This is a genomic window from Bradyrhizobium sp. 132 (assembly GCF_023074185.1).
Taxonomy (GTDB): domain Bacteria; phylum Pseudomonadota; class Alphaproteobacteria; order Rhizobiales; family Xanthobacteraceae; genus Bradyrhizobium.
Map to the genome: position 1 here is coordinate 125,760 of NZ_JADPKY010000159.1, position 26,392 is coordinate 152,151.

Annotated in this window: 21 protein-coding genes and 1 pseudogene; 7 read left to right on the plus strand and 15 right to left on the minus strand. The window is 63.9% G+C overall.

Annotated features, from left to right (window positions below):
• Positions 1-296 precede the first annotated feature (296 nt).
• The 9 genes from IVA74_RS35485 to IVA74_RS35525 form a co-directional block, all read right to left on the minus strand.
• On the minus strand, positions 297-746 hold the full coding sequence (locus IVA74_RS35485) for a cytochrome c (protein WP_247352086.1): 450 nt from the start codon (positions 744-746) through the stop codon (positions 297-299).
• 91 nt (positions 747-837) lie between these two features.
• Positions 838-3,147: a xanthine dehydrogenase family protein molybdopterin-binding subunit gene (locus tag IVA74_RS35490; protein ID WP_247352088.1), complete on the minus strand. Its 2,310-nt coding sequence runs from the start codon at positions 3,145-3,147 to the stop codon at positions 838-840.
• 326 nt (positions 3,148-3,473) lie between these two features.
• Complete coding sequence (locus IVA74_RS35495) at positions 3,474-3,866, minus strand: DUF1127 domain-containing protein (RefSeq protein ID WP_247352090.1); 393 nt, start codon at positions 3,864-3,866, stop codon at positions 3,474-3,476.
• Between the two features lie 283 nt (positions 3,867-4,149).
• Positions 4,150-4,566 (minus strand): SRPBCC family protein, encoded by a 417-nt coding sequence (locus IVA74_RS35500; RefSeq protein ID WP_247352092.1) that lies wholly within the window; start codon positions 4,564-4,566, stop codon positions 4,150-4,152.
• A 162-nt stretch (positions 4,567-4,728) separates the two neighbouring features.
• Positions 4,729-6,255 (minus strand): murein biosynthesis integral membrane protein MurJ, encoded by a 1,527-nt coding sequence (gene murJ / locus IVA74_RS35505; protein ID WP_247352093.1) that lies wholly within the window; start codon positions 6,253-6,255, stop codon positions 4,729-4,731.
• Between the two features lie 197 nt (positions 6,256-6,452).
• Positions 6,453-7,640 carry a DegT/DnrJ/EryC1/StrS family aminotransferase gene (locus IVA74_RS35510; protein WP_247352095.1) on the minus strand — a complete coding sequence of 396 codons (1,188 nt, stop codon included), beginning with the start codon at positions 7,638-7,640 and terminating at the stop codon, positions 6,453-6,455.
• Between the two features lie 9 nt (positions 7,641-7,649).
• Positions 7,650-8,654 (minus strand): Gfo/Idh/MocA family oxidoreductase, encoded by a 1,005-nt coding sequence (locus IVA74_RS35515; RefSeq protein ID WP_247352097.1) that lies wholly within the window; start codon positions 8,652-8,654, stop codon positions 7,650-7,652.
• 185 nt (positions 8,655-8,839) lie between these two features.
• The gene (locus IVA74_RS35520; RefSeq protein WP_247352099.1) at positions 8,840-10,252 is read right to left on the minus strand and encodes a mannose-1-phosphate guanylyltransferase/mannose-6-phosphate isomerase; all 1,413 of its coding nucleotides are present in this window, start codon (positions 10,250-10,252) and stop codon (positions 8,840-8,842) included.
• Positions 10,253-10,259: 7 nt separating this feature from the next.
• Positions 10,260-11,249, minus strand: a complete 990-nt coding sequence (locus IVA74_RS35525; protein WP_247352101.1) for an SDR family NAD(P)-dependent oxidoreductase — start codon at positions 11,247-11,249, stop codon at positions 10,260-10,262.
• 193 nt (positions 11,250-11,442) lie between these two features.
• Here IVA74_RS35525 and IVA74_RS35530 point away from each other — a divergent pair, with 193 nt between their 5' ends.
• On the plus strand, positions 11,443-12,399 hold the full coding sequence (locus IVA74_RS35530) for a lysylphosphatidylglycerol synthase transmembrane domain-containing protein (protein ID WP_247352103.1): 957 nt from the start codon (positions 11,443-11,445) through the stop codon (positions 12,397-12,399).
• Between the two features lie 107 nt (positions 12,400-12,506).
• Positions 12,507-13,280 carry a glycosyltransferase family 2 protein gene (locus IVA74_RS35535; RefSeq protein ID WP_247352105.1) on the plus strand — a complete coding sequence of 258 codons (774 nt, stop codon included), beginning with the start codon at positions 12,507-12,509 and terminating at the stop codon, positions 13,278-13,280.
• On the opposite strand, the gene IVA74_RS35540 is transcribed toward IVA74_RS35535, so the two are convergent.
• The 4 genes from IVA74_RS35540 to rfaD all read right to left on the minus strand — a co-directional run bounded on the left by IVA74_RS35540 (position 13,258) and on the right by rfaD (position 19,024).
• The gene (locus tag IVA74_RS35540; RefSeq protein ID WP_247352106.1) at positions 13,258-15,180 is read right to left on the minus strand and encodes an SDR family NAD(P)-dependent oxidoreductase; all 1,923 of its coding nucleotides are present in this window, start codon (positions 15,178-15,180) and stop codon (positions 13,258-13,260) included. The genes IVA74_RS35535 and IVA74_RS35540 overlap by 23 nt on opposite strands.
• Positions 15,181-15,261: 81 nt before the next feature.
• On the minus strand, positions 15,262-16,551 hold the full coding sequence (locus IVA74_RS35545) for an O-antigen ligase family protein (protein WP_247352108.1): 1,290 nt from the start codon (positions 16,549-16,551) through the stop codon (positions 15,262-15,264).
• Positions 16,548-18,032, minus strand: coding sequence for a D-glycero-beta-D-manno-heptose-7-phosphate kinase (gene rfaE1 / locus IVA74_RS35550; RefSeq protein ID WP_247352110.1), 1,485 nt, complete (start codon positions 18,030-18,032; stop codon positions 16,548-16,550). Before rfaE1 ends, IVA74_RS35545 begins: the two co-directional genes overlap by 4 nt.
• Positions 18,033-18,043: 11 nt before the next feature.
• Positions 18,044-19,024 (minus strand): ADP-glyceromanno-heptose 6-epimerase, encoded by a 981-nt coding sequence (gene rfaD, locus IVA74_RS35555; RefSeq protein ID WP_247352112.1) that lies wholly within the window; start codon positions 19,022-19,024, stop codon positions 18,044-18,046.
• 176 nt (positions 19,025-19,200) lie between these two features.
• Here rfaD and waaF point away from each other — a divergent pair, with 176 nt between their 5' ends.
• The gene (waaF, locus tag IVA74_RS35560) at positions 19,201-20,271 is read left to right on the plus strand and encodes a lipopolysaccharide heptosyltransferase II (protein ID WP_247352114.1); all 1,071 of its coding nucleotides are present in this window, start codon (positions 19,201-19,203) and stop codon (positions 20,269-20,271) included.
• Positions 20,264-20,794 (plus strand): HAD family hydrolase, encoded by a 531-nt coding sequence (locus IVA74_RS35565; RefSeq protein ID WP_247352115.1) that lies wholly within the window; start codon positions 20,264-20,266, stop codon positions 20,792-20,794. The genes waaF and IVA74_RS35565 overlap by 8 nt, the downstream gene beginning before the upstream one ends.
• Positions 20,795-21,010: 216 nt before the next feature.
• Here IVA74_RS35565 and IVA74_RS35570 read toward each other — a convergent pair whose 3' ends face one another.
• Complete coding sequence (locus IVA74_RS35570; RefSeq protein WP_247352117.1) at positions 21,011-22,048, minus strand: glycosyltransferase family 4 protein; 1,038 nt, start codon at positions 22,046-22,048, stop codon at positions 21,011-21,013.
• Positions 22,049-22,174: 126 nt separating this feature from the next.
• Between IVA74_RS35570 and galE the strand changes: the two genes are divergently transcribed.
• The 3 genes from galE (at position 22,175) to IVA74_RS35585 (ending at position 25,847) form a co-directional block, all read left to right on the plus strand.
• Positions 22,175-23,188 (plus strand): UDP-glucose 4-epimerase GalE, encoded by a 1,014-nt coding sequence (gene galE, locus IVA74_RS35575; RefSeq protein ID WP_247352119.1) that lies wholly within the window; start codon positions 22,175-22,177, stop codon positions 23,186-23,188.
• 119 nt (positions 23,189-23,307) lie between these two features.
• The gene (locus tag IVA74_RS35580) at positions 23,308-25,110 is read left to right on the plus strand and encodes an ABC transporter ATP-binding protein (protein WP_247352121.1); all 1,803 of its coding nucleotides are present in this window, start codon (positions 23,308-23,310) and stop codon (positions 25,108-25,110) included.
• Positions 25,111-25,145: 35 nt separating this feature from the next.
• Positions 25,146-25,847, plus strand: a complete 702-nt coding sequence (locus IVA74_RS35585; RefSeq protein ID WP_247352123.1) for a fumarylacetoacetate hydrolase family protein — start codon at positions 25,146-25,148, stop codon at positions 25,845-25,847.
• A gap of 81 nt (positions 25,848-25,928) precedes the next feature.
• Here IVA74_RS35585 and IVA74_RS35590 read toward each other — a convergent pair.
• Positions 25,929-26,379: pseudogene (locus IVA74_RS35590) on the minus strand (nuclear transport factor 2 family protein).
• Positions 26,380-26,392: the final 13 nt, after the last annotated feature.

The window sequence follows — 26,392 nt, forward strand, 5'->3', positions numbered from 1 at the left end:
CTCGCTGTTTGATTCAGATCCTGCCGCGTTGGAACTCCTGACGTCATAAAGTCGTCAGGAGCCAGATGCGCCAGCATCCAACAGCTCGCATCGACGCCGCGGCGGCCGAGCTGAAGATAGCCGCTCTGACAGCGATCCGTCAGGCCTTGCGAATAGAATTTGCTGCGCCTGTCATTCCCCGCGAAGGCGGGGATCCAGTATTCCAGAGACGTCAAACGTCCCCAGCAGCGCCGCGGCGTACTGGATCGCCCGCCTTCGCGGGCGATGACGCTGAGCTTGTGGTGTCGTGCGTGCCGCTACTTCAGCTTGACCCGATAAGTCTCGTGGCAGTCAGTGCAGCGATCGTTGATCGCGGTGTATGCGGCCTTCAGGCTCGCCACGTCGGTGATCTTGCCTTTGACCTCCGCGATCGCCTTCTGCACCGGCGGGATTTTGGAATCGAAATCGGCCTTGTTCTGCCAGACCTTTGATGACGCCCCATAGGTGGCGTTCACCACATCCTGCTTGGGATTGATCGCGAAGGTCTTCGCGATCTTGCCGACGTCGGCTTCAATGCTCTCGATGGCCTGATCGACTGCCTTCCGATCGTAGGGGATATCTCCCTTCGTCATCTTCTGGATGATGCCGTACTGATTTTTGGCAATAGAGCGCATCAGGTTGTCCTGCTGAACGGCAATCTCCTGCTGCGCCATCACGGCACCCACACCCAGCAAGAGGGTGCTGACGACGATCATCATCCGTTTCATCGGCTTGTTTCTCCGGCTTGTATGGGTTGGGGGAGCGCCATCATGATAGAACCCGGCGGCGGGTGTTTATTCCCGCCGCGGAGATCGCCGTTTACAGGCTGTGACGGCGATGGTGCTCGTTGATGGCGATCCACACCCGCTCCGCGGTCGCGGGCATGTCGATGTGGTCGATCTTGTACTCGCGCCAGAGTCCGTCGACGATGGCATTGACGACGGCCGGACAGGAGCCGATCGCGCCGGCCTCGCCCGCGCCCTTCACCCCCAGCGGATTGGTCGTGCAGGGAACGTTGGCAGTCTCGAACACGAAGGCAGGTCCGTCCGCCGCGCGCGGCAGCGCGTAGTCCATGAAAGTCGCGGTGATGAGCTGGCCGTCGCTGGCGCCATAGACCACCTGCTCCATCAGCGCCTGGCCGATGCCCTGCATGGCGCCGCCATGCACCTGGCCGGCCAGCAGCAGCGGATTGAGCGTCTTGCCGAAATCGTCGACGATCACGTAGTTGACGATTTTGATGATGCCGGTGGCCGGATCAATCTCGACCTCGGCGACATGCGTGCCGTTCGGATAGGTGCCGTCGGCGCTGGCGAAGGTCGCACTCGCGTTCAGCTTCGACGGGTCGGCGCCGGGGCGCTTGGCGAGATCGGCGAACGAGATCGAACGGTCGGTGCCGGCGATGCGCACCACGCCTTCTGAAATCTCGAGGTCGCCGGCGCTGGCCTCCAGCGCTTGCGCCGCGATCTCCTTAAGCTTCGCGCCGAGTTCGCGGGTCGCACGCTCGACGCTGACACCGCCTGAGGGAATCGAGGCCGAGCCGCCGGTGCCGAGGCCCGTGGCGATCATATCGGTGTCGCCCTGGTGGACGTGCACGCGCTCGGGCGCAACACCGAACTGCTCGGCGACGATCTGCGCATAGGCGGTCTGGTGGCCCTGCCCGCTCGACTGCGTGCCGATCAGGACGGTGATGTCGCCATTGGGATCCATCCGCACATTGGCGGTCTCCTCGCCCATGGTGCCGCAGACCTCGACATAGCTCGCAAGCCCGATGCCGCGGATCAGGCCGTTCTTCTTGGCGAGCTTTGCGCGCTTTCCAAACTCCTTCCACTCGGCGATCTCCATCGCGCGCTTGAGATGCGCGGCGAAGTCGCCGGAATCGTAGACCTTGCCGGTCGCGGTCTTGTACGGCAGCGCCTTCGGCTGAATGAAATTCTTGCGGCGGATGGCGTCCGGCGTCATGTCGAGTTTTCGCGCGCAGGCATCCACGAGGCGCTCGATGACATAAGCAGCCTCAGGCCGCCCCGCACCGCGATAGGCGTCGACCGGCACGCTGTTGGTGAAGATGGTGCGCACGCGGCAATGGAACGCCTGGATATCGTAGAGGCCCGGCAACATGCCGGCGCCGCCATGCGGGATGTAGGGGCCGAAGGTCGACAGATACGCGCCCATGTCGCCCATCAGGTCGCAATCCATCGCGAGGAACTTGCCGTCCTCAGCCAGCGCCATCTTCGCGGTGGTGACGTTGTCGCGGCCTTGCGCATCACCGATGAAATGCTCGGTGCGGTCGGCCGCCCATTTCACCGCCTTCTTCAGCTTTCGCGCGGCGACTGCCAGGAGGGCGTATTCCCGATAGGGAAACAGCTTCGTGCCGAAGCCGCCGCCGACGTCGGGGCAGATCACCCGCATCTTATCGGTCGGGATGTTCAGCACGTTCTGGCAGAGGATGTCGCGCAGGCGATGGCTGCCCTGGCTGCCGACCGTCAGCGTCAGATGGTCGCGCTTGGCGTCGTATTCGCACACGGCAGCGCGCGCCTCCATGAAGCTCGCGACCACACGCGGATTGACGATCGAGATTTCGGCGACCGCATGCGCCTTGGCAAACACAGCTTCGGTCGCGGCCTTGTCGCCGATCGAGACGTCGAACAGCACATTGCCGGCCTTGTCCGGCCAGACCTGCGGCGCGCCCTTCTTGATGGCGTTGACGACGCCGGTCACCGCCGGCAGCGGGGTCCATTTGACGTCAATCGCCTCGATCGCGTCGCGGGCCTGGTCGATGGTCTCAGCCACGACGAAGGCGATGGAATCGCCGACATGGCGCACCTCGTCCTTGGCGAGGATCGGGTAAGGCGGGCCGGTGAAGGGATCGGTTTCGAGATTGAACAGGCAGGGCAGATTGCCGAGATCCTTGACGTCGTCGGCGGTCAGGATCAGCGCGACGCCGGGCAGCCCGCGAGCGCGGCTCGCATCGATGGTGTATTTGGCATGGGCATGCGGCGAGCGCAGCATCAAGCAGCGGAGCGCAGCCTGCGGCGCATAATCGTCGGTATAGCGGCCCTTGCCGCGGATGAGCGCGTCATCCTCCTTGCGCAGCACGCTTTGGCCAACGCCGAACTTGATGGGAGCCGCCATTTTCTTGTCCCGTCCTATGGTTGTTTTGCCGGCATATTGCCGTGGAAAAACTGGCAAGGCAAATGGCTTTAGTCGGGCACACATTGATCGCAGGCAGGGAAGAGCGCCACTGATCCGTCATAGCACGGGGGCTATCGCATATGGCGTTCTGGAAGGCGGGACAGAGTTCGGCCTTCATGGTTCGAGACGCGCCCCAAGCGGCGCTCCTCACCATGAGGGTCCAGGATTGCGCCGCGGAAACGAGACCTCATCCTGAGGAGCCCGCCAAAAGCGGGCGTCTCGAAGGATCGTCCGCGAAGGAGCAGCCCGCCAAGCTCCTCTACAAGTTACATCACACCACGGCTCCACGGATATATGGTGCTATCTCTAAGTCTATCGATAGCTCGTTCAGCTGTGATGTAGTCGATCTCACTGCGCGTCAGGCCGATATCCATCAGCTCCCTGTCACTGAGGTCCTGCAAATTGGCTCGTAAGCTCTGGCGCTGTCGCCGCCCCTGAAACGCACGCCAAAATCGCCTGAGCAAGCCCAGGACGCCTCGCGTCGATGCGGCAGCATCCTTTTCCGGCAAAGCGTAGTCCAGCGCCGCAGCGGTCGCCTTGAGGCGCGCTGCCAACGCTGCGTCCATCGCGTCCCTCGCCGACACGATGGAGACGTTGAGGCCGCGTCCCTCGGCATCGGCCTCAATCCCGGATGTGACGTTCGTCTGTTGGGGTGGCATCGGATGCTCCTGCTGTTGTGCCGGCAGGGAGCATGGCCAAACAAAAGGCCCCGTCCGATGCCGGCGGGGCCTGGTGGAAGAGATGTCGTCGTCGAATTCCTAGCGCGCGACTCCTCCCACGGCCCAGCCGAAGCGGGTTATGTGCATCGAATTGATGTTGCGCACTGATTTAGTCATGAGCCGCGAATACCACAGCAATCTCGCAAAATCAAGAGATGTGTGGCCGTCGGTTGCATCCTGGAGGCGAGCCCTCGCTCCGGCGCTCTCTTCCCCCTGCACGCCTTCACGACTTCTTCTGCCTCGCTTCCACGTGTCGTGCGAAGTTGTCGAGGATGGCCTGCCAACCGCCTTGCTGCTGCTCGACCGAGTGCGTCGATTCGCCATCGAAGACAACGCGGACGAGAATGCCCTTCGGGCCGGGCACAAACTCGACTTCGGCTTTTCGCTCGCCGAACGCGTATTCGATCCGCTTGTGCTCGACGATCTTCGTGTAGGTGCCGGCAAAGTCAAAGCCCATGCTGCCGTCCTTGGCCTCCATGCGAGATGAGAAGGCACCGCCTTCTCGCAGGTCGACGGCAGCCTTAGTCGTATGCCAGTCGTCGGACGCGGCGTTCCACTTCATGACTTCGGCAGGCGTCGTATAGGCACGCCAGACCTGATCGATCGGGGCTGCTACGTTGGTTTCGACGGTGATCCTCATAAACAGTGCTCCTGGTTCGATTTTGCCGGATCGAGGTGACGGCATCACTTCACGTGTGCAGGGTCCATCCACCGCACTTCCGCGATGTGTCCATCCAAGGACGATCGAGACTGGTCCGTGCCGACAAGGTCGAGCCGTCAATGCGTTGAAAATTCGAAGAAGCTAGCCGCGCACCAGCGAGACCAGCCAGCGGCGGCCGAACAGAACCAGGATCGCGAGCGCGTAGACGATTGTGCCCCCAAGGGCCAACAGGACCAGCGTCAGTTCGTCTTGGAAGTGCATCGAGGCAAGATAGGCGCCGCTGAACCGCGCGATCAGCCAGAAGGCGGCGGCCAGGATGATGCCGGTCAGCAGGAATTTGGCCAGCGACAACAGCCAGGCACGGTCCAGCACGAGAAAGCCCCGCCGCACTGCGAAGAAGAGCACCAGCAGCAGATTGGTCCAGACACCGACGGCTGTTGCGAGCGCCAGGCCGATCTGGGCGAGCGATCCCATCAAGGCGACTTTCAGGGCGACGTTGACCGCGATGCCGGTCAGTGACGCTCGAACCGGCGTCGCCGTGTCCTTGCGCGCATAGAAGGTCGCGACCGCGCTGCGGATCAGCACGAAGGGGATCAGACCGATGGCATAGGCGGCGAGCGTGGCGCCGGCGACGGCGGCATCGGCCTTCGAGAACGCCCCGCGGGCGAACAGCGCACGCATGATCGCGTCGGGCACGGTGAGGAAGGCGGCGACGAACGGCACCGAGAACAGCAGCGTGAAATCGAACGCGCGGCGCTGCGCCTTCATCGCGCCGTCATGGTCGTTGGCGGTGATCCGCCGCGACATCTCCGGCAGCAGCACCGTGCCGATGGCGATGCCGATCACGCCGATCGGCAGCTGGTTGAGGCGGTCGGCATAGTAGAGCGCCGACAGCGCGCCCGCGGGCAGGAAGGTCGCGATGATGGTGTCGGCAAACAGCGCGACCTGCGTGCCCATCGAACCCAGCGTCGCGGGCCCGAGCGCCCTAAAGAAGCCGCGGACGTCTTCGTCGAGCTTGAGTGGCGCAAAGCGCGGCAGGCCGCCATGGCGCGCGAGATCGCCCGCCAGCAGGAAATATTGCAGGAAGCCCGAGATCAGGACGCCCCAGGCGGCGGCATGGCCCGCGCTGGGAAACCAGACAGCGAGCGCCAGCGTCATCATCATCGAGATGTTGAGGAAGATCGAGGCCGCCGCAGCGCTGGCGAAGCGCTGCATCACGTTGAGCATGCCGCCATAGAGCGTGACCAGCGTGATCAGCAGCAGATAGGGAAAGGTGATCCGGGTGAGCTCGATCGCGAGCCTGCGCTGCTCGGCATCCTCGCTAAAGCCGGGCGCCAAAATGCTCATGGCCTGCGGCATGAACAGCCAGGCGACTATCAGCAGCACCACTTGCGAGGCCAGCAGCAGCGTGAAGATGCGGTCGGCGAACAATCTTGCCGCCCCCTCCCCGCGCTCGCCATGGACGTGGGCATAGGCCGGCACCCAGGCGGCGTTGAACGCGCCTTCGGCAAAGATCGCGCGGAAATGATTGGGCAGCCGCAGCGCCACGAAAAAGGCGTCGGCCACGGGGCCGGCGCCGAGGATCGCCGCGAGCATGATGTCGCGGGCAAATCCCGTCAGCCGCGAGAGCAGCGTATATCCGCCAACCGTGAAGATGCGTCCGAGCATGCGTATGTTTTAGAGCATGGCGAGATTAGGTCTAGGTGCAAGCTGCGGCGCAGGTCCGCTCCCTCCCCCGCTTGCGGGGAGGGTTGGGGAGAGGGTGTTTCCGCAATTGAGCCCCCCAGAGGAGAGAACCCTCACCCGGATCGCTTGCGCGATCCGACCTCTCCCGCAAGCGGGAGAGGTAAAGAATAACGGCGAAATCAGGTTGAAAGCGCGCCGTGCACGGCCGCGATGATTCGCTCCTGATCGACTTCGGTCAGATAAGCGTGCATCGGCAGGCTGATGACGTCCTGCGACAGGCTCTCGCAGCCCGGCAGGCCGCCTTCTGCGACCGGATACTGCTTGTAGGCGGTCTGCTGATGCATCGACTTGCCGTAATAAATCGCAGTCGGCACGCCCTGGGCCTTCAGCGCGGCGGCAAAGCCGTCGCGGTCGGTGCCCGCAGGGAGGCGGACGGTGTACTGCGCCCAGACCGAACTATTGCCGGGAGCCACGCGCGGCACGGTCACCACATTGCTGAGCCCGCGCGCGTAGCGCTCGGCGACCTTGTTGCGGGCGGCGATCTCGTCGTCGAAGATCTTCAGCTTCTCGATCAGGATCGCGGCCTGCATGGTGTCGAGCCGGCCGGTCAGGCCGAGGCGGACGTTGTCGTACTTGTCGACGCCCTGCCCGTGCACCCGGATGCTGCGCAGCGTCGCCGCGAGCTCGTCGTCATTGGTGAAGATCGCGCCGCCGTCGCCGAAGCAGCCAAGCGGTTTTGCGGGGAAGAAGCTGGTCGCGGTGGCGAGCGCCAGCGTGCCGAGCTTGCGGCCCTTGTAGCTCGCACCAAAGCCCTGCGCGGCGTCGTCGAGCACGAACAGGCCTTCCGCCTTGGCGATCTCGGCAATGGCGTCGTGATCGGCGGGCTGGCCGAACAGGTCGACCGGAATGACCGCGACCGGTTTGAGGGCCTGCTTGCGAGCGGTCGCGATGCCGCGCTTCAGCGATTCCGGGCTCATGTTGAAGGTCGCTTCGTCCACGTCGACATAGACCGGCGTTGCGCCGGTCCGCGCCACCGGCGAAGCCGTCGCGATGAAGGTGAACGACGGACAGAACACGGCGTCGCCCGGTCCGACATTCTTCGCCATCATCACCATCAGGATCGCATCGGTGCCGCTCGCGCAGCCGATAACGTGCTTGGCGCCGCAATAGGCCGCAAGCTGCTTCTCGAACTCGGCGACTTCAGGGCCGTTGACGAACTGGCAATGGTCGAGAACGCGCTTGACGGCGGCATCGAGCAAGTCGCCGAGCCGGCGGCGCTGCGAGGCGACGTCGATGAAGGGAATGGGTTCGGAACGCAGATGCTGGTTCATGGCCTGGTTCTTGGCGCCTTCTTGAATGGTCGACATGGAAAAGGATCAGCCGGCGACGCGGCGCGGACCCTTGCGGGCGGACGACGTGGCTGCGGGGCGGGACGGCGTTTCCAGGCACTGCGTCGCGATCTCGAGGCTGGCAACACCTTCGTCGCCCGTGACCGCCGGCGTCTCGCCGTTACGTACGGCCTTGAGGAACGCGATCAGCTCGGCGCGAAGCGGCTCGTCATGGCCGACCGGCAGATGCCGCATCGAATAGCTGCCGTCCGGCTTGAAGCCGAAGCATTCGGTGACCTGACGCGTCAGGAGATCGCCCATCACGTATTTGCCGCGGGTTGCGACCGTGACGCTGCGCGCCTTGAACGGGGTCAGCCAGTTGGTGTTGATGTGCGCGAGCACGCCGTTGGCGGTGCGGAACTGCAGCAGCGCGATGTCCTCGCGCTCGGCGATCGCGCTCGACAATTGCGGTTGCACCTCGACGATGTCGGATTCGGTGAACCAGCGGATCAGGTCGATGTCATGCACGGCAAGATCGATGACGACGCCGACGTTGGACATGCGCGGGGGGAACGGGCCGACGCGCGTGATCGCGATGGAGAGGATATCTTCGCCCGCGATCGCCTGCTTGACGGCGGCGACCGCCGGATTGAAGCGCTCGACATGGCCGACCATCAGCGTCACGCCGGCCTTTTGCGCGGCGGTGACGATCTCGCGGCCCTCCGCGACCGTGGAGGCGATCGGTTTCTCGACCAGCACGTGGATGTTCTTGGCGATGCAGGCGAGCGAGACCTCGTGATGCAGATGGGTCGGCGCCGCAATGGTGACGGCATCGATGCCCTCGGCCAAGAGCTGGTCGAGCGTCTCGAAGCCCGTGCAATTGGCAAGCTCCATCGCGCGCGTGCGATGGGCCGGCGAAGGATCGACGACGCCGACAAGGCTGACGCCGGGCAAGCCGCTCAGCACGCGCGCGTGGTTGCTGCCCATCACGCCGGCGCCAATGACGCCGACGCGCAAGCCGGCCTTTGCCGGTGCATATCCGTTGGAACTCATCTGAGCAAACCCCGATTCAACGCAAAATCCCCGGCGCAGCTCTAGCACGGACGCCACATTTGTGGCGAATGCCGCCCTCACGATCCGGACACGATTTGATTCAAAAAGTTACACGTTCCCTGGGCCTTAAGCCTCTGAAAGAGACCAACGTTTCAGCCCGCGTTGCGTGATTCGGAGCTTGCTGGCTACGACCGTTGATAGTCGTCTTCAATCCGGATGATGTCGTCTTCGCCGAGATAGCTTCCGGTCTGGACCTCGATCAGCTCCAGCATGATCTTGCCGGGGTTCTCCATCCGGTGCACCGCGCCCATCGGGATGTAGATCGACTCGTTCTCGTGCACCGTCTTGACGGTCTCGTTGACGGTGACGCGGGCGGCGCCGCGGACCACGATCCAGTGCTCGGCGCGATGGTGGTGCTTCTGCAGCGACAGACGCCCGCCCGGCTTCACCACGATGCGCTTGACCTGGTGGCGCTCGCCATTGTCGACCGACTGGTAGCTGCCCCAGGGCCGATGCACCCTAAGGTGCTCCTCGGTGACCTTCGGTGCCACCGCCTTGAGCTTGGTCACGAGCCGCTTCAGGCCGTTGGCATCCTTCTGGCGCGAGACCAGCACTGCATCCGCGGTCGCGACCACGACGAGATCGTCGACGCCTTCGAGCGCGACCAGCGCGGAATCGGTGGTGACGTTGCAGTTGCGGCTATCTTCGAACACGGCGCTGCCGTGCGAAGCATTGCCTTGCGCGTCCTTGTTGGACAATTCCCACACCGCGTGCCAGGAGCCGACGTCGGACCAGCCGCAGGACACCGGCACCACTGCTGCGCGCGCGGTCTTCTCCATCACCGCATAGTCGATCGAGATCGCCTTGGCCGCGCCGAACGCTTCGGGCTCCAGCGTCACGAAGCCGAGGTCGCGGCCGGCATTGGCGACGGCATTGGAGATCGCCTCCACGCTCGCCGCGTCAACCTTGCGGTATTCGTCGAGCAGCACGCTGGCCGGGAACATGAAGTTGCCGCTGTTCCAGAGATAGCCGGAATTGACGTAGTCGGCCGCCTTCACCGCGTCCGGCTTCTCGACGAAGCGTGCGACCGCGTGCACCGTGCCGGAGATCACCTCGCCCGGGCTGATATAGCCGTATTCGGTCGCCGGCCGCTCCGGCTTGACGCCGAAGGTGACGATCCGCCCGGCGCTCGCAGCGATCAGACCTTCGCGGCACGCCGCGACGAAGGCGGCATTGTCCTGCACCACGTGGTCGGCGGCGAGCGCGAGCACGATGGCTTCACTGGCGCGGTTCTGCGCGAACACAGCGCCCGCGGCAATCGCGGGGCCGGAATCGCGCCGCATCGACTCGAGGATCACGTCGGCCTCGATGCCGATCTCGGCTAGCTGCTCCAGCACCATGAAGCGATAGGAGGCATTGGTGATCACGATCGGACGACCGAACAGCGAGGCCTCCGAGACGCGCGAGAGCGTGTCCTGGAAGGTCGAGCGCGCGCCGAACAGCGGCAGGAATTGCTTGGGGCGCACCTCGCGCGAAGCCGGCCACAGCCGCGTGCCGGCACCGCCGCACATGATCAGGGGGATAATGCGTTTGTCCATCGTCATTTCAAACCTTGAAGTAGTCCCGATACCAGGTGACAAAATTACGAACCCCGTGCGCAATCGGCGTTGACGGTGCAAAGCCGGTGTCGCGCATCAGATCCGAGACATCCGCGAACGTTTCCAAAACGTCTCCCGGCTGCATCGGCAGCAATTCTTTGACCGCCGTCCGACCGAGCTCCTGCTCCAGAAGTCCGACGACATGCATCAGTTCTTCCGGATGGTGGTTGCCGACATTGTAGACCTTAGACGGCGCATTTGCGGCAGCCGGGTCATCCGCGGGCACCTGATCAATCAGCTTGGACACCACGCGGGTGACGTCGTCAATATAGGTGAAGTCGCGACGCATTTTGCCATGGTTAAAGAGCCGGATCGGCCGATCGGCCATGATGGCGTTCACGAACAGAAACATGGCCATATCGGGCCGACCCCAGGGGCCGTAGATAGTAAAGAAGCGCAGGCCCGTGACCGGCAGCCGATAGAGATGGCTGTAGGACTGCGCCATCACCTCGTTCGCCTTCTTGGTCGCAGCGTAGAGGCTCACGGGATGGTCGGTCCGGTCCTGCACGGCAAATGGCAGTTTTGTGTTGGCGCCATAAACGGAGGATGACGAAGCGTAGACGAGATGACGACAGCCATTGTGCCGGCAGCCCTCCAGCATGTTGAGAAAGCCCTGGAGATTGGAATCGGCGTAGGCGTGCGGCTGCTCGATCGAATAGCGCACGCCGGCCTGGGCCGCGAGATGCACGACTTTGGCAAATCGGTGTCGCGCAAACAGCGCCGCGATGGTCTCGCGGTCGGCGAGATCGGCCTCGACGAAGGAGAAACGGGAATCCCCGCGCAACAGCGCAAGGCGCGCCTGTTTCAACGCCGGGTCGTAATAGCCGTTGAGATTGTCGAGCCCGACGACGGGCCGGTCCTCGCTCAGAAGCTGCCGGGCGACGTGAAAGCCGATGAAACCGGCCGCACCCGTAATCAAAATCGCCTGATCCGTCATTCTGTTCCCGAGAAATCCTTCGCCCGTGAGGCCTCTTTAGCGGGGAGCGCAATAGCTCCGCCACCCTGCATGGGGCTGTTCATGAGAACTCTTAATAACCGCTATTGCAAGATCGACGCCAAAACCATACCAAAGCGGCCGAATTCGGCGCCTCGCGTCGGGTGGTTTCAAATCCCTTGTTCACGCGGGCGAAATGCGCCGAATCCTGCTGTCGACGGCCAAGATCCTGATTTCCGGAGCGCTGCTCTATTTGGCGCTGCGCAAGGTCGATCTGTCCGAACTGTTTTCGCGTTTCACCGTGACCAGCCTGTTCTGGATCGGCCTGGCAATCGCGATCGCGTTCCTGCAAATCTTCGTCGGCGTGCTGCGCTGGCGCGAGATCAGCGCGGAATGCGGCGCGCCGCTCGAGCTCGGCCGGGCCATGCGCTACAACGTGATCGGATCGTTCTTCAACCAGACCCTGCCGTCGGCGATCGGCGGCGATGCGGTCCGGCTCTGGCTCGTCGCGCGCGCGGGCGCCGGCTGGCGCGCTGCGACCTACTCGATCTTCGTCGACCGCGCGATCGGTTTGATCGCGCTCGCGATCACCATCGTCGCGAGCCTGCCCTGGAGCTACGCCCTCATCGCCGATCCGCACGGGCGCTCGGCGCTGCTGCTCGTCGACCTCGCGGCGCTCGCGGGTGGTCTCGGCTTCCTGGTCTTCGGCGCGCTGAAATGGCACTGGCTGAAAACCTGGTGGGCCACGCATCACATTCACGCCTGTGCCGTGATCGCCAACCGCGTGATCTTCAGCCGCTCGCGCGGACCGGCGGTCGTGATCCTGTCGCTCGCCGTGCATGTGCTGGCCGTCGTGGTCGCCTGGTGCGTCGTGCAGTCGATCGCGGCGCCGGTCGGCTTCAGCGACGTCTTTATGCTCGTACCGCCGGTGATGCTGATCACGATGATGCCGATCTCGATCGCCGGCTGGGGCGTGCGAGAAGCCACCATGGGCCTCGCGTTCGGCTTCGCGGGACTTGCCACGAACGAGGGCGTCAACGTCTCGCTCCTGTTCGGCGCCGTGTACTTCATCGTCGGCGCTATCGGCGGCCTGGTCTGGATCCTCAGCGCGGAGAAAGCCGCGCAGGGGTCGGCCGCCGCTCGGGGTGCGTGAATAAGCGTTCACAAAGCCGGCACGAAAGCGCAGCAAACTCCGCAGTGATCTATCAACCCTCGGGGTTCTTTCCTATAATCTCCGGCGCGTAGCATCACGGACACGGAATGAAGATCAGCGTCATCACAGCCAGCTACAACTCCCAGGCGACGATCGGCGCCACCATCGAATCCTTCCTCGGCCAGACGCATCCCGATAAGGAGATGCTGGTCGTCGACGGTGCCTCAAAGGATGCGACGCTGAAGCTCGTGGAGTCGTTCGGCTCCAGCGAGATCCGCGTGATCTCCGAGCCCGACAAGGGTGTCTACGACGCGATGAACAAGGGGCTGCACTTGTTCAAGGGTGACGCGATCGGCTTCCTCAATTCGGACGACACGTTCCATAACGACAGCGCGCTGGCTGCGATCGCGGCGGCGCTGCAACAGGCCGATGTCGTCTATGGCGACCTCGACATGGTCACCGATCACCAATCCAAGGCCCTCGTGCGTGCCTGGCGTGGCGGACACTACGGTCGCTACTCGTTTCAGCTCGGCTGGGTCCCGCCGCATCCGACGTTCTACATGCGGCGCGAGGTTGCCGAGACGGTCGGCGACTACGATCTGAGTTACGTCACGACTGCCGACTACGATTACATGCTGCGTGCGCTGGCGCTGAACGACTACAGGGTCGCCTACCTTCCGCGCGTCATTGCTGATTTCCAGATGGGCGGCATCAGCACCAGCGGCTGGCGCGTGACCTTACGCGGCAATCTGGAGTGCCTGCGGTCGCGGCGGCAGCATCTGAACGCGCCGGTCATCGATGCCGCGTTCTTCCTGCGCTTTGTCCGGCGCATCTTTCAGCTCCGCTCGCCAGCGTCCCTCAGGATGCAACGCTCGCGTTGACGCCGAACTCTGGAACGGCATCCTTCAGGATGGTCCTGATGGTGGCACGATCGTCATGCACGATGGCGAGCTCGAGCGCGGAGATCCATTTGAGCAGCGTCTGCATCGGCGGTTCGTTGGGCTTCGCCGCCATAACGCCTGCGACCCCGATATCGACGGTTGGCTCCTCAGAGGCGAACAGAATCTCGTTCAGCCGCTCGCCGGGCCTCATGCCGCTGAACACGATCTCGATGTCGTGGCCGGGCTGCAAACCTGAGAGCCGGATCATCCGTTCCGCCAGATCAACGATCTTCACCGGCTGGCCCATGTTCAGCACGTAGACCGAAACGTCGAAACGCCTGGCGCCGAGCGCGTGGGTCGCGGCCGTGATGACGAGATCGCAGGCTTCGCGGATGGTCATGAAATATCGGACCATGTCGGGATGCGTCACGGTGACCGGACCGCCGGCCTCGATCTGCGCCTTGAACTTCGGCACGACCGACCCGTTCGAAGCCAGCACATTGCCGAACCGCACCGAGATGAAACGCATCGCCGGCTTGTTACCGCCGGCCTGCGCCACGAGGTCGTGGTCGAGCGCCTGGCAATACATCTCCGCGAAGCGCTTGGTCAGACCGAGCATCGAGACAGGCTCGATCGCCTTATCGGTCGAGATCATCACCATGGCCTCGGCGCCCGCCGCAAGCGCGGCATCGGCCACGTTGATCGAACCGAAAATGTTGGTCTTGACGCCCTCGCTCCAGTCCCGCTCCAGGATCGGAACGTGCTTGAGCGCGGCAGCATGGAATACGATGTCCGGCCTGAACTCCGCCATCAGACGCGTGATGCGCTCGCGGTCGCGGATATCGGCGATCCGGCCTTCGATCTCAGCGCCGGAACCGTGCGCGGCGAGCGCCTCGGTGACTGCATAAAGGGCCGGCTCCGAATTTTCGACGATCAGGAGACGCGCCGCGCCGAACGCAACAACGCGCTCGCATATCTCCGAGCCAATCGAGCCGCCACCGCCGGTGATGATGACCCCCTTGCCCTTGATCAGGGCTTCCAGCCGCGCATAGTCGATCGTCTCGCTCGGCCGCAGTAGCAGGTCCTCGACCGCAACCGAGGTGAGCCGCGGTACATCGCCCTGCTCGAGCGACGGCAGACGGCTGACGATCAGGCCAAGCCGCCGCGAGCGCATCAGCACGGATTCGGGACGCGATTCGGGCTCGAATGCGGAGGGCGTCATCACGACCCTGGCGATCGATTTGTTGCGCTTGGCGAAGCTAGCGATGACGTCCTCGATGTCGTCGATCGCGCCGACGACCGGCACGTTCCGGATGAGCTGGCCGAGATCGGCCCGGGACGGCGACAGCACCCCGACCGGGCGGAGGTGCTTGATGGCACCGCTCTCGACGCCGCGCAGCACGACCTCGGCATCGGCGGCGCGCCCGATCAAGAGCGTTGTCGCGGCATTTTCGGTCCTGACGTGATGCATCACGCGGGTATAGCGGAAATAGCGATAGGTCAGCCGCAGCGCGCTCAGCGCGGAGATTTCCAGGAACCAGTAAAGGACGATGGTGATCTTGCCGAGAAAGAAGGTGCCGTGGACGTTCGGCGCGACAAAGATGTAGTCGAGCGCGAGAAGGGCGACGGTGAGCACAGTGGCGACGCGGATGATGTTAAGCGCATCGGGCAGCGAGATGAAGCGCCACTTCGTTGTCGTCAGGTTGAAGACGTAGAAGACGACCACGCTGAAGGCGAGGAAATAAGGCAGGATCTGCAGCAGCAGCGGCAAGCGGGCCGTAAAGCCCGCGCCACCTTCGAAGCGAAGATAGAACGCGACGAACAAGGCCGCAGCCGTCGCCGCTACGTCGTGAAGCGCGATCAGGAAGTTACGCAAGGTAAGATGCGAAAGACGCGTCATCTGAGGCCGAACATCTCCTGCAGTATACAACCTGACTGCGCTGATAGCGCATCTCGCCGGGACTTGCCAGCGCTCCGAATCTCAGCCGCGAGCTTCTTCCGGGCTTCGGCCGTTCCGGCGCGAATTGAGCACCATGCCGCCGGCTACACCGACACCGAGCACGTACATCCACCCTTCATGGAAGTCGAAAAGATGGGAATTGAAGAGCGAAGTGAATACGTTCTGGACAACGACCAGCAACCCGATCCAGCTGGCGAGCGCGTCGCCGCGGAACAGGAGGAGATGCACCGCCCACATCGCATACAGGATGATGATGCCGACAGCGCCCCATTGCACGGCCACGTTCAGTGTTTGGTTATGTGGATTGCCGATCACCTCGTTTGAGGCCTGGTAGGGGCCGCCAGTCGCAGCCTGCTCGAACAGGCCGCGCGTCGAGCCGGTTCCATGACCGAAGACCGGCGCCTCGGCAAAGAAGCCCAGCGATTTGCGCCAGAACTCGAGCCGAAGTCCGATCGATGTCGGGATTCCCTTGTCCTTGTAGAGCTCGTACTGCACGGAGAATGTATCAATCGTGTTGTGCAGCGTCGACGAGGTCGTCCATGTCAGCGCGGTGAGGGCCGCGACAGCCGCGAAGATGATCAGGACGCTGCGCCATTTCAAATGCAGCAGCCCGAACACCGCCAGCATGATCGGCGCGGTCACGAGTGCGGTGCGCGAGATCACCACAAAGGCCATGTTGACGAAGAAGCTGAGCGCGACAGCCGCCACCAGAGCGGCCAGCCAGATCCTCTTCTGCTGCAGCAGCTTCACGATCGGAAGCGCGAGCGCGACACCACACAGCGTGAATTCCTGGCTCTGGTCGATGTAGTTCTTCACGAAGATGCCGCGCGAGTCGAGCTCGTCAGGCGGCTTCAGCGAGAGCGTGGGATGGAAAAGCACCAGCCAGGACATCACCGACAGCAGCACGCAGGACAGCAGAAACGCGATGAACACGAGGTGCCCGCGCGAGGAGCGCTCGAAATGATAGATCAGGACCGGGAGCGCGAGCAGCTTCGTCGTCGGGTTCACGGCGTAGAACCGCGCGCCCCAGGACGCCCCCGACCACAGCGTGCCGACGAGCGCGAGCAGGAACAGCGCGATCGGCAGCGCGCAGATCGGTCGCTTCAGCGACTGCAGGAAGTCCCTGACGTCGAGAAACGGCACCACGCAGACGAGCATCAAGACATTGAAGATCGCCGCGAGCGACGTCGACCACGGCAGTGAGGCCGCGGTCAAGATGGCAAACAGATCGACCGTCTCAGACCATGCCGCCCGACTGCGCAGGCGCCGCAGCGTCGTCCCCCACATTGACTCCCGCGCGAGCTCCGTCACTTCGTCTCTCCGCGCGCGCGATGAACCAGCGCGGTCGTGCTGAAGCCCCGGAGAATGTCGACCAGCACGACCGTCCCGCCCGCGGCTTCGACGACCTCATGGCCAACCACCTGCTCGCGGGTGTAATCGCCGCCCTTCACCAGCGCGCTCGGCTTGATGCGGGTGATGAGGTCGATCGGCGTATCCTCCTCGAAGATGACGACGAGATCGACGGCTTCGAGCGCCGCCAGCACTTCCGCACGCGCCCGCTCGTCCTGAACGGGGCGATCCCCGCCCTTCAGCCGCCGCACCGAGGCGTCGCTGTTGAGTCCCACGATGAGACGGTCGCAGGCGGCGCGCGCCGCGGTCAGCACCTTGACGTGACCGGGATGCAGGATGTCGAAGCAGCCATTGGTGAAGCCGATGCGCTGGCCCTGCTGCTTCCATTCCGCGAGCTGCGTGTCGAGCGTATCAGGCTCGAGCACGATCTTCTCCTCGGCCGCGAGATAGGCATGCGGCAATATCTTTCGCTTCAGCTCGGCCGTGCTCACGGTGGCGGTGCCCTGCTTGCCGACGGCGACGGCGGCGGCGGCACTGGCCATGCGCAGGGCCGTATCCCAGTCCGCGCCCGTGGCGAGCGACACCGCGAGCGCGGCGGCGACGGTGTCGCCGGCGCCGGAGACGTCACGCACCTTGACCGGGACCGCCGGAACGTGAACGGCCTCGCCGTTGCGCGGCACCAGCGTCATGCCGTGCTCGCCTTGCGTGACCAGGATCGCCTCGCAATCGGCGAGCCGCATCACGTCCTCGCTTGCATCGACGATGCTTTGTGAAGTGTCGGCGCGGCTTCTGGTCGCCTCCGAAAATTCCTTGCGATTGGGCGTGAGGAGCGTCGCGCCGCGATAGATCGCCCAATTGAGACTCTTCGGATCGACGATCACGGGCTTGCCGAGCTTTCGCGCGGCGTCGATTGTGTGGCGGATCACGCGGGCGGTCAGCACGCCCTTGGCGTAGTCGGAGAGCAGCACAATGTCGGCGCGCGGGATCTGCGGCAGGATCGCTTCGATCAGCCTGGTCTCGATCGTATCGGAGGCAGGTTGTGCCTGCTCCCAATCCGCACGCAGCATGTGCGTGGAAAAATGCTCGGAGACGAAGCGGACCTTTCGCGTGGTCGGGCGCGAGGGATCGCACACCAGCACGCTTTCGATTGCACCCTGCTCCGCAAGCGCCGAGGCGAGCTGCCTGCCCGCATCGTCCTCGCCGACGAGGCCGACGAAGATGCAGCGCGCGCCGAGGGAAGCGACGTTGCGCGCGACATTGCCGGCACCGCCGATATGGATCTCACTGCGCTGCGCCGCTAGGACCGGCGCCGGCGCTTCCGGCGATATCCGCGACACCTCGCCATAGACGAACTCGTCAAGCATGATGTCGCCGATGCACAGCACCGTGCGGCCTGAGATGGCTTGCGCGAGGGCATCGAAATCGAGAATGGGCGTCGGCATGGTGATGGGCCTCAGCGGAAGCGGTCGGGCCGGTCGAGGTAATCCCCGACATAGGCCTTCACCGCGTCCTCGAGCGTCGTGAAACCACCATTATAGCCGGCGCAATGGAGGCGATCGACCTCGCTCTGGGTGAAGTACTGGTAGCTGCCGCGGATCTGCTCGGGCATGTCGATATATTCGATGTTGGGCCTCGCGCCGAGCGCGGAATAGGCCGCGAGCATCAGATCCCTGAAGCTGCGTGCGTTGCCGGTGCCGACGTTGAAGATGCCGGACACCGACGGCGTCGCCAGCAGCCACATGACGACGCGCACGACGTCGTCGACATAGATGAAATCGCGCCGCTGATCGCCGTCGGCGATGCCCTCGCGATGCGACTTGAACAATTGCACGACCCGGCCCGCTTTGACATCGTCGAAGCGGCGCGCCAGCACGCTCATCATCGAGCCCTTGTGGTATTCGTTGGGGCCGAACACGTTGAAGAATTTCAGGCCGGCCCATTGCGGCGGCAGCTTCTCGCCGTTCGCTGCGCGCTCGGCGACGGCGAGATCGAACAGGTGCTTGCTCCAGCCGTAGAGATTCATCGGCCGCAGTTTTTTCAGCGCAGGCACAGAGCTGTCGTCGTCAAATCCTGCCTCGCCGTCGCCATAGGTCGCCGCCGAGGAGGCGTAGATCAACGGCACCGCATTCGCCGTGCACCAGTCCAGGAGGCGCATCGACAGGCGGAAGTTGGTCTCGAATACGAGGTCGCCGTCGGTCGCGGTGGTCGCGGAGATCGCCCCGAGATGGATCATGGCATCGAGCTTGCGGCCCTTCAGCCAGTCCGGCAGCTCAGCCGGCGGCACGATATCCACAAGCTGCCGCTTGGCGAGATTGCGCCATTTGCCGTCTTTGCCGAGGAAATCACAAACCACGACGTCGCAACGGCCGGCCTCGTTCAGCGCGGCGACGACATTCGATCCGATAAAACCGGCCCCGCCGGTCACCAGCAACATTCCAACTTCCCCGCCAGATTTCGCCTGCCCGAAGTTTTGCGGCCCGGTCCTGCCCTAGCGCATGATCCGCCAAAGTGTAAGCGGTTTTGGGATTGCCGCTCCTGCCGGCTTTACCTGCCGGCCCGGAGCGGCTAACCGAACCGCCACATCAGCGAACCCACGGTCCAATATAACGAATGAACAAAGATTCGCAATTTGGCGGAGATACAGATCGGAGCGACACCCGACCGATCCTGATCGTCCCGTACATGTGGATCGGCGATTTCGTCCGAAATCACACTGTGGTGCGGGTCCTGAACGAGCGCTGGCCGAACCGGCCGATTGATCTCCTGACGACATCCCTGTGCGCTCCTCTGGTCGACTATATGCCCGGCGTTCGCGAGGGCGTCGTCTGGGACCTGCCGCGCAGCCAACTCGCCGTGGGCCGCCAGCTCGGCTTGGCGAAGCTCCTGCGCGAGCGGAACTACGGGACCGCCCTGGTGCTGCCCCGGACCTGGAAGGCCGCCATCGCGCCCGCTTTGGCCGGGATTCCGGAAAGGGTCGGCTTCGTCGGCGAATTCCGGTTCGGCCTGCTCAACCGCTGGCGCTGGGGCGAAAAGAAACTGCCCCGCTTCATCGACAAGAACGCCACGCTGGCCCAGCCCGACGGCGCCCCCCTACCCCCGGAATGGCCGGTGCCGCAATTGCGGGTCCCGGCCGAGGACATCGTCCGCTGGCGGCAGACCAACGGCCTGAGCGCTGGGGCCGCCGTAGCGCTGGCCCCCGGCTCGGTCGGGGTGTCAAAGCGCTGGACCTACTATCCCGCGGCCGCCCGCTTGCTGGCCGAGCGCGGCTTTGAGGTCTGGGTGGTCGGCGGCCCCGGGGAAAAGGGCCTGGCCCAGGAGATCGTCGCGGCCGGCGGCCCGGGAGTCCGGGACCTCACCGGCAACGATCTGCGCAACGGCGTGCTGGCCATGGCTGCGGCCGGCGTCGCAGTCTCCAACGATTCCGGGCTGATGCATATCGCCGCCGCCCTGGGCACGCCGACCATGGGCATCTTCGGCCCGACCAGCCCCTATCTCTGGGCGCCCCTCAACGGCCTCGCAGCGACCGTGGTCCAGGACAAGAGCGTGCTGTCATGCCAGCCCTGCCAGAGCACGATCTGCAAGATGAACGACCACCGCTGCATGCGGGATATTGCGGCACAGGAAGTGGTCGAGATCGCAAGAGACGTGCTGGCCAGGACGCAGGGACTTGCAAATGTCTGACGGCCGCGCGGCGAAACCCGCCGCATTCCTCGATCGTGACGGCGTCATCAATCGTGACGATGGCTATATCGGCACGCGAGACCGCATCCGCTGGATGCCCAACGTAGCCAGCGCCATCCGCCGTCTCAACGAGGCCGGCTATTTTGTGTTCGTCTTCACCAACCAGTCCGGCGTCGCGCGCGGCCTCTTCACCGAAGCCGATGTGCACGGGCTGCACAACTGGATGCGCGACGAGCTCGCCCGCGACGGCGCTGGGATCGATGACATCCGCTTCTGTCCCTATCATCCGCAAGGAACGGTCGACGGCTACATCGGGGAGCACGATTGGCGCAAGCCTGCGCCCGGCATGTTGCGCGATCTCGTCCAGCACTGGCCGGTGCAACTCGACGGCAGCTTCGTGATCGGAGATCAGGCCCGGGACATCGATGCCGGCAAGGCCCTCGGACTGCCGGGCTTTCTCTTTCCAGGCGGCGACCTCGACGCGTTCGTGGTCGATGTGCTTGCGCAGACCGGACGCCGGTAGAAGGTTCCGATCCGGCAGGTCCCGAAAACGCGAAAACAACCCATGGACAGTAGCCCTGCGGCAGCGAAATCGATGGCTTACGGGCGACCCGCGACGTTATGCGGATTTTAGGAATTTTGTTTGACCCGCAGAGCAAAACAGCTGTAAGCAGACAGCATTGCAGATCATGCGCGCCGTTCAGTCTGAACTTCGATCTGCTGTCGCGACAGTGCCCACTCAGAGCAGTGGCCGATAGACTTCGCCGATCCGCGCCGCCTCGGCCTCAAGGCTGAACTTCACGCGCACGCGCTCGCGACCGCGCTCGCCCATCGCGGTCGCCAGAGCCACATCGCGCATCAGCGGCTCGAGCGCCACCGCCAGCGCCTCCGCATCACCGGTCGGGACCAGCACGCCGCTCACTCCATCCTCGACCACGAGCTCGGCCGCACCGGCGCGCGCAGCGACCAGAGCGCTACCGGCCGCCATCGCCTCGATCAGTGTCAGGCCAAAACCTTCGTTGCGTGAGGTGAAGGCGTAGATGGTCAGCCGCTGATACCAGCGCTGCACCTGTTCGATCAGCAACTCGCCGGTGATGGCGATACGCGATTCCAGGCCGGCTGCTTCGATGCGCTTCTTCAGATCGTTCGCAAAGGGCGTCTGCTCGGGTGTAACCTGGCCGACGATGATTGCGGTGAAATCCGGATAGCGCGGCAGCAAGCGGCACATCGCATCGACGAACAAATCAGTACCCTTCTGCGCGCGCACGCGGCCGAAGCAGCCGATCGCGTAGCGGCCCGGCAGCGCGGCTTCCGCGAAGGCCGCCGCGCGATCTGCCGGCGGAGCATAGACGGCGGTGTCGACGCCGTGCGGAATCACCGTCGCCTTCACTTTCAGGAACGAGGCCGAAAGATCTGATGTCGCGATGATCGCGTCCATGCGCCGGATCAGCCAGCGCGTGATCCAGCTATGGTGCCGCTGTGCTGCGGAGGTAAAGACCAGTTTCAACGGCCAGCCGAGCGCACGCAGCACGACGCCCGCGATCATCTCGTTGTTGCGCCGCGCATGCCAGATCAAGGGCTCCTTGCGGCGCCACAATTTCAGGAGATCGGCACTGCTCAGTCGCGCGATCCCCTCCGGCGCGTCGGAGCCGAACCAGCCTGCGCGAAACAGCTTCGCCAGCCGCGGCGCCACCATCCGGTTGGTCGCGGTGACCCCGGAATAGCGCCTGTGCAGATTTGGCACGATCACGTCGAGATCATCAGGGGAATTCGCCACGTCATGCTCCGCTTCGTTGGCCCCCTATACGCAACATTAAGCATAGTGACCAGTTCAGCCGCGCCGATACCCCCTCTTCACCCCGCAGACGTTAACTTGCAGCGTTGATCGAAGACGGGTGAGACCATGACTGTGCTAGTCACCGGCGGCGCCGGCTATATCGGAAGTCACACGGTTCTGGCGCTGGCGGAAGCCGGCGAGGACGTCGTCGTGATCGACGATCTCTCCACCGGTTTCTCCGCGTATCTGCCCGAAGGCGTGCCGCTGTTCATTGGCGATGCCGGCGACGAGAACCTGCTCGAAGGCGTGATGGCCCAGCACAATATCGAGAGTATCATCCATTTCGCGGGCTCGGTGGTCGTGCCGGATTCGATGCGCGATCCGCTCGGCTATTACCGCAACAATTTCATGACCGCCCGCAACCTGCTCAACGTCGCAGTCAAGCGCGGCATCAACCGCTTCATCTTCTCCTCGACCGCCGCCGTCTACGGCAATCCGGACCTGGTGCCGGTGCCCGAACACGCGCCGACGCGGCCGCTGTCGCCCTATGGTTCGTCGAAGCTGATGACCGAGATCATGCTGCACGACGTCGCCGCCGCCTACGGCATGCAATACGTGACCTTGCGCTACTTCAACGTTGCGGGTGCCGATCCGCAGGCCCGCATCGGCCTTGCAACCGTCGGTGCTACGCATCTGCTCAAGATCGCAGTGGAAGCCGCGACCGGCCAGCGTGCCAAGATCGACGTTTTCGGCACCGACTATCCGACCCAGGACGGCAGCTGCATTCGCGACTTCATCCACGTCACGGACCTGTCGCAGGCGCATCGCTCGGCGCTCGCGTATTTGCGCAATGGCGGCGCCTCGACGACGCTGAATTGCGGGTATGGCCGCGGCTATTCCGTGCTGGAAACCATCGACGCGGTGCGCCGGGTTTCCGGGCGCAGCTTCGCCGTGCAATACGCCCCGCGCCGGTCCGGCGACATCATGACCATGGTCGCCGACACCAGCCGCATCCGCAGCCTGCTCGACTGGAAGCCGCAATACGACGACCTCGAGACCATCGCCGCGCACGCGCTGGCGTGGGAGGACAAGCTGTTCCGCGAGCACCACGGCGAACTCCGCCAGGCCGCCTCGGCCTAGATTCCATCCGGGCGCAAGTCCTTAATTGGGCTTGAAAAGCGCGGCTTTAGCGGGCACAGAGGCCGTTCGATCCCTGACGCGCGGGCAGGCTTTTTTCCTGTGCCGTCAATGGACTACGGATGGCCCAGTTTCCAAAGAAAATCACCGACGATCCCTATGCGGCAGCGGTCCTCGTTCGCCGCCTTGTCACGGAACAAGGGGTCATCTACTGGCGGCGTTACCTCGTCGCCTTCGCGCTGATGGCGCTTGCCGCCGGATCGACCGCGGGCGCGACCTACGTGCTCGGCCAGGTCATCAACCAGGCCTATGTCGACAAGAACATCCCGGGTATCGCGATGTTCTCGGGCATCACGGTGATCCTGCTCTTCATCAAGGGCGTGGCGACTTACGGCCACATGGTGATCCTGACCAAGATCTCCAACGCCATCCTCGCCACCAACCAGCGCCAGCTGTTCGCCAAGCTGATGCTCGAGAGCGTCGGATTCTTCTCCGAGCGGCATTCGTCGGAGTTTTTGGCGCGGCTGACGGCCGGAGCAAAGTCCATCACCGATGTCCTCAACATGCTGGTCAACGCCGTCGGGCGCGACCTCATGATGCTGCTCGCTATGATCGGCGTGATGGTGTGGCAGGACCCGGTGATGTCGTTCATCGGCCTCGTCGTGGTTCCGCCGGCGATGCTAGTGCTGCGCAAGCTGGTCAAGCGCATCAAGGGTCTCGCCTATAACCAGTTCACCGGCACCGCCGACATCCTGGAGACGATGCAGGAATCGCTGCAAGGCATTCGCACAGTCAAGGCGTTCACGCTCGAAGACACCATGCAGAACCGCATCGACGAGAACATCGCGATCGTCGAGCGCAACGCCAACAAGATGGCCCGCGTCGCCAACCGCTCCAACCCGCTGATGGAGATGCTCGGCGGCTTCGCGGTCGCCGGTTGCCTGCTTTATGGCGGCTATAGCGTGGTCGCGCTCAACGCCACGCCCGGCGCGTTCTTCTCGTTCATGACCGCGTTCCTGATGGCGACCGAGCCCGCCAAGCGGCTGGCGCGGCTCAACATCGACCTCAACAGCCAGCTCGTCGGCGCCCGCATGCTGCTCGAAGTCGTCGACAGCCCCGCGAGCGAGCACTCTGACGACGACAAGCCGGCGCTGAAACTCTCGGATGCACGCATCGAGCTCAACGACGTCAGCTTCTCTTACCGGACCGGCGAGACCGTTCTCAACCGCATGAGTTTCGTTGCCGAGCCCGGCAAGGTCACCGCATTGGTCGGCCCCTCCGGCGGCGGCAAGTCGACCGTGCTGGCGCTGCTGCTGCGCTTCTACGAGGTGACTCAAGGCGACATCGTGATCGACGGCCAGTCGATCGGCTCGATCTCGCGCAAATCGCTTCGCGCACAGACCGCCTATGTCGGCCAGGACGTCTATCTGTTCCGCGACACCATCCGCAGCAACATCGCCTTCGGCCGGTCTGGTGCGACCGAAGAACAAATCATCGATGCTGCGAAAGCAGCCTGCGCACATGATTTCATCATGAGCTTCCCGCTCGGCTACGACACGCCGGTCGGCGAGCACGGCACGCAGCTGTCCGGCGGCCAGCGCCAGCGCATCGCGGTCGCGCGCGCGCTGATCAAGAACGCGCCGATCATCCTGCTCGACGAAGCCACAGCCGCGCTGGATTCCGAGTCCGAGCGGCAAGTGCAGGAGGCGATCGAGCATCTCTGCCGGAACCGCACCACCATCGTAATCGCGCACCGCCTGCACACTATCATGCACGCGGATGCGATCCTGGTAGTCGAGGGCGGCGAGATCGTCGAGCAGGGCCGGCATGACGAGCTGCTCCGCCGCGGCGGACGCTACGCTTCGTTCTTCCGCCTGCAACATCACGACGCAGGCGCTCTGGCGCCGATCAGCGCAACCGCATAGAGTTCGTTTCACCCCAAGAGCAGCGAGACCGCTTCATGAACGCCGCCTCCTACGTCATCCCGCTTCCGACCCAGGCATCGCTTCCCGTCGTCGGGGAAAGCGGTCGTTATCCCGTGCGCCGCATCTGGTGTGTCGGCCGCAACTATCTCGAGCACATCCGCGAGATGGGCAACGACGAGCGCGCCCCGCCGTTCTTCTTCGCCAAGCACGCCGACATGCTTGTGCCTGACGGCGCCACCATTCCCTATCCGCCGCTGACCAAGGATCTCCATCACGAGGTCGAGCTGATCGTCGCGATGAAAAGCGGCGGCCTCAATATCCCCGCCGACAAGGCGCTCGACCATGTCTACGGCTACGCCGTCGGCATCGATCTCACCCGCCGCGACCTCCAGATCGCCTCGCGCAAGAAGGAGCGTCCGTGGGAAGTCGGCAAGTCGTTCGACGGCTCCGCCCCTTGCTCTGCGGTGCAGCCGGCATCGAAGATCGGCCATCCCGCCAAGGGCAAGATCTGGCTCACGGTCAACGGCAAGGAAGCGCAGAAGGGCGACCTTACCGAGCTGATCTGGAACGTGCCTGAGATCATCTGGCAGCTCTCGCAGCAGGTGAAGCTCGCCGCCGGCGACATCATCATGACGGGCACACCGGCCGGCGTATCGCAGCTCCAGCCCGGCGACAAGCTCGAATGCGGCGTCGATGGCGTCGGCACGCTGAAGGTGTCGATCGGCCAGCCGGAATAAGGCTCGCGGCGGCGCACAAATAAAAAGGCCCCGGACATGTCCGGGGCCTTTTGCATTTCGATCGCGGACGATGCCGATCTATCAGGCCTTCACCGGCCGGTCGGCGTGGCTTGCCTGCGGCACACCGCGATTGAGCGACATGTGGGAATGCACGCACAGCCAACCATCGGCATTGCAGGAAAACACCATGGTGGCGCGGCCCGGACGCGGAAACGGGCTGCCATCGGGGTGATAGCCCGTGCTCGTGAACGGCGCGATCACGGTTGCCATCGCGCTGTCCCGTGATGCCAGGATCGAGGTTTGCTCAATCACGGAAGTCGGTCGTCTTCGGCCAGACGTTGTCCCATTGCGTCGAGACCCATTGATCGAGGCCTGGGATGACATCGTTATGCGTGCCGAAGGCCAGCACATCCGGATGGAAGAGCGGCCGCGCCGAAGCATAATCGACCTCGCGGACATAACCCGCGAAGGTTTCCAGCCACTCGCGGAAGAATTGCACGAGCTCAGTGTTCGCAACTGGCAACGGGGCCATTGCCTGCTCCATG

What these genes read in the sequence shown, in the direction of transcription:
- IVA74_RS35485 (WP_247352086.1), bottom strand. Translation starts at nt 746, where the DNA reads ATGAAACGGATGATGATCGTCGTCAGCACCCTCTTGCTGGGTGTGGGT.
- IVA74_RS35490 (WP_247352088.1), bottom strand. Translation starts at nt 3,147, where the DNA reads ATGGCGGCTCCCATCAAGTTCGGCGTTGGCCAAAGCGTGCTGCGCAAG.
- IVA74_RS35495 (WP_247352090.1), bottom strand. Translation starts at nt 3,866, where the DNA reads ATGCCACCCCAACAGACGAACGTCACATCCGGGATTGAGGCCGATGCC.
- IVA74_RS35500 (WP_247352092.1), bottom strand. Translation starts at nt 4,566, where the DNA reads ATGAGGATCACCGTCGAAACCAACGTAGCAGCCCCGATCGATCAGGTC.
- murJ (WP_247352093.1), bottom strand. Translation starts at nt 6,255, where the DNA reads ATGCTCGGACGCATCTTCACGGTTGGCGGATATACGCTGCTCTCGCGG.
- IVA74_RS35510 (WP_247352095.1), bottom strand. Translation starts at nt 7,640, where the DNA reads ATGTCGACCATTCAAGAAGGCGCCAAGAACCAGGCCATGAACCAGCAT.
- IVA74_RS35515 (WP_247352097.1), bottom strand. Translation starts at nt 8,654, where the DNA reads ATGAGTTCCAACGGATATGCACCGGCAAAGGCCGGCTTGCGCGTCGGC.
- IVA74_RS35520 (WP_247352099.1), bottom strand. Translation starts at nt 10,252, where the DNA reads ATGGACAAACGCATTATCCCCCTGATCATGTGCGGCGGTGCCGGCACG.
- IVA74_RS35525 (WP_247352101.1), bottom strand. Translation starts at nt 11,249, where the DNA reads ATGACGGATCAGGCGATTTTGATTACGGGTGCGGCCGGTTTCATCGGC.
- IVA74_RS35530 (WP_247352103.1), top strand. Translation starts at nt 11,443, where the DNA reads ATGCGCCGAATCCTGCTGTCGACGGCCAAGATCCTGATTTCCGGAGCG.
- IVA74_RS35535 (WP_247352105.1), top strand. Translation starts at nt 12,507, where the DNA reads ATGAAGATCAGCGTCATCACAGCCAGCTACAACTCCCAGGCGACGATC.
- IVA74_RS35540 (WP_247352106.1), bottom strand. Translation starts at nt 15,180, where the DNA reads ATGACGCGTCTTTCGCATCTTACCTTGCGTAACTTCCTGATCGCGCTT.
- rfaE1 (WP_247352110.1), bottom strand. Translation starts at nt 18,032, where the DNA reads ATGCCGACGCCCATTCTCGATTTCGATGCCCTCGCGCAAGCCATCTCA.
- rfaD (WP_247352112.1), bottom strand. Translation starts at nt 19,024, where the DNA reads ATGTTGCTGGTGACCGGCGGGGCCGGTTTTATCGGATCGAATGTCGTC.
- waaF (WP_247352114.1), top strand. Translation starts at nt 19,201, where the DNA reads ATGAACAAAGATTCGCAATTTGGCGGAGATACAGATCGGAGCGACACC.
- IVA74_RS35565 (WP_247352115.1), top strand. Translation starts at nt 20,264, where the DNA reads ATGTCTGACGGCCGCGCGGCGAAACCCGCCGCATTCCTCGATCGTGAC.
- galE (WP_247352119.1), top strand. Translation starts at nt 22,175, where the DNA reads ATGACTGTGCTAGTCACCGGCGGCGCCGGCTATATCGGAAGTCACACG.
- IVA74_RS35580 (WP_247352121.1), top strand. Translation starts at nt 23,308, where the DNA reads ATGGCCCAGTTTCCAAAGAAAATCACCGACGATCCCTATGCGGCAGCG.
- IVA74_RS35585 (WP_247352123.1), top strand. Translation starts at nt 25,146, where the DNA reads ATGAACGCCGCCTCCTACGTCATCCCGCTTCCGACCCAGGCATCGCTT.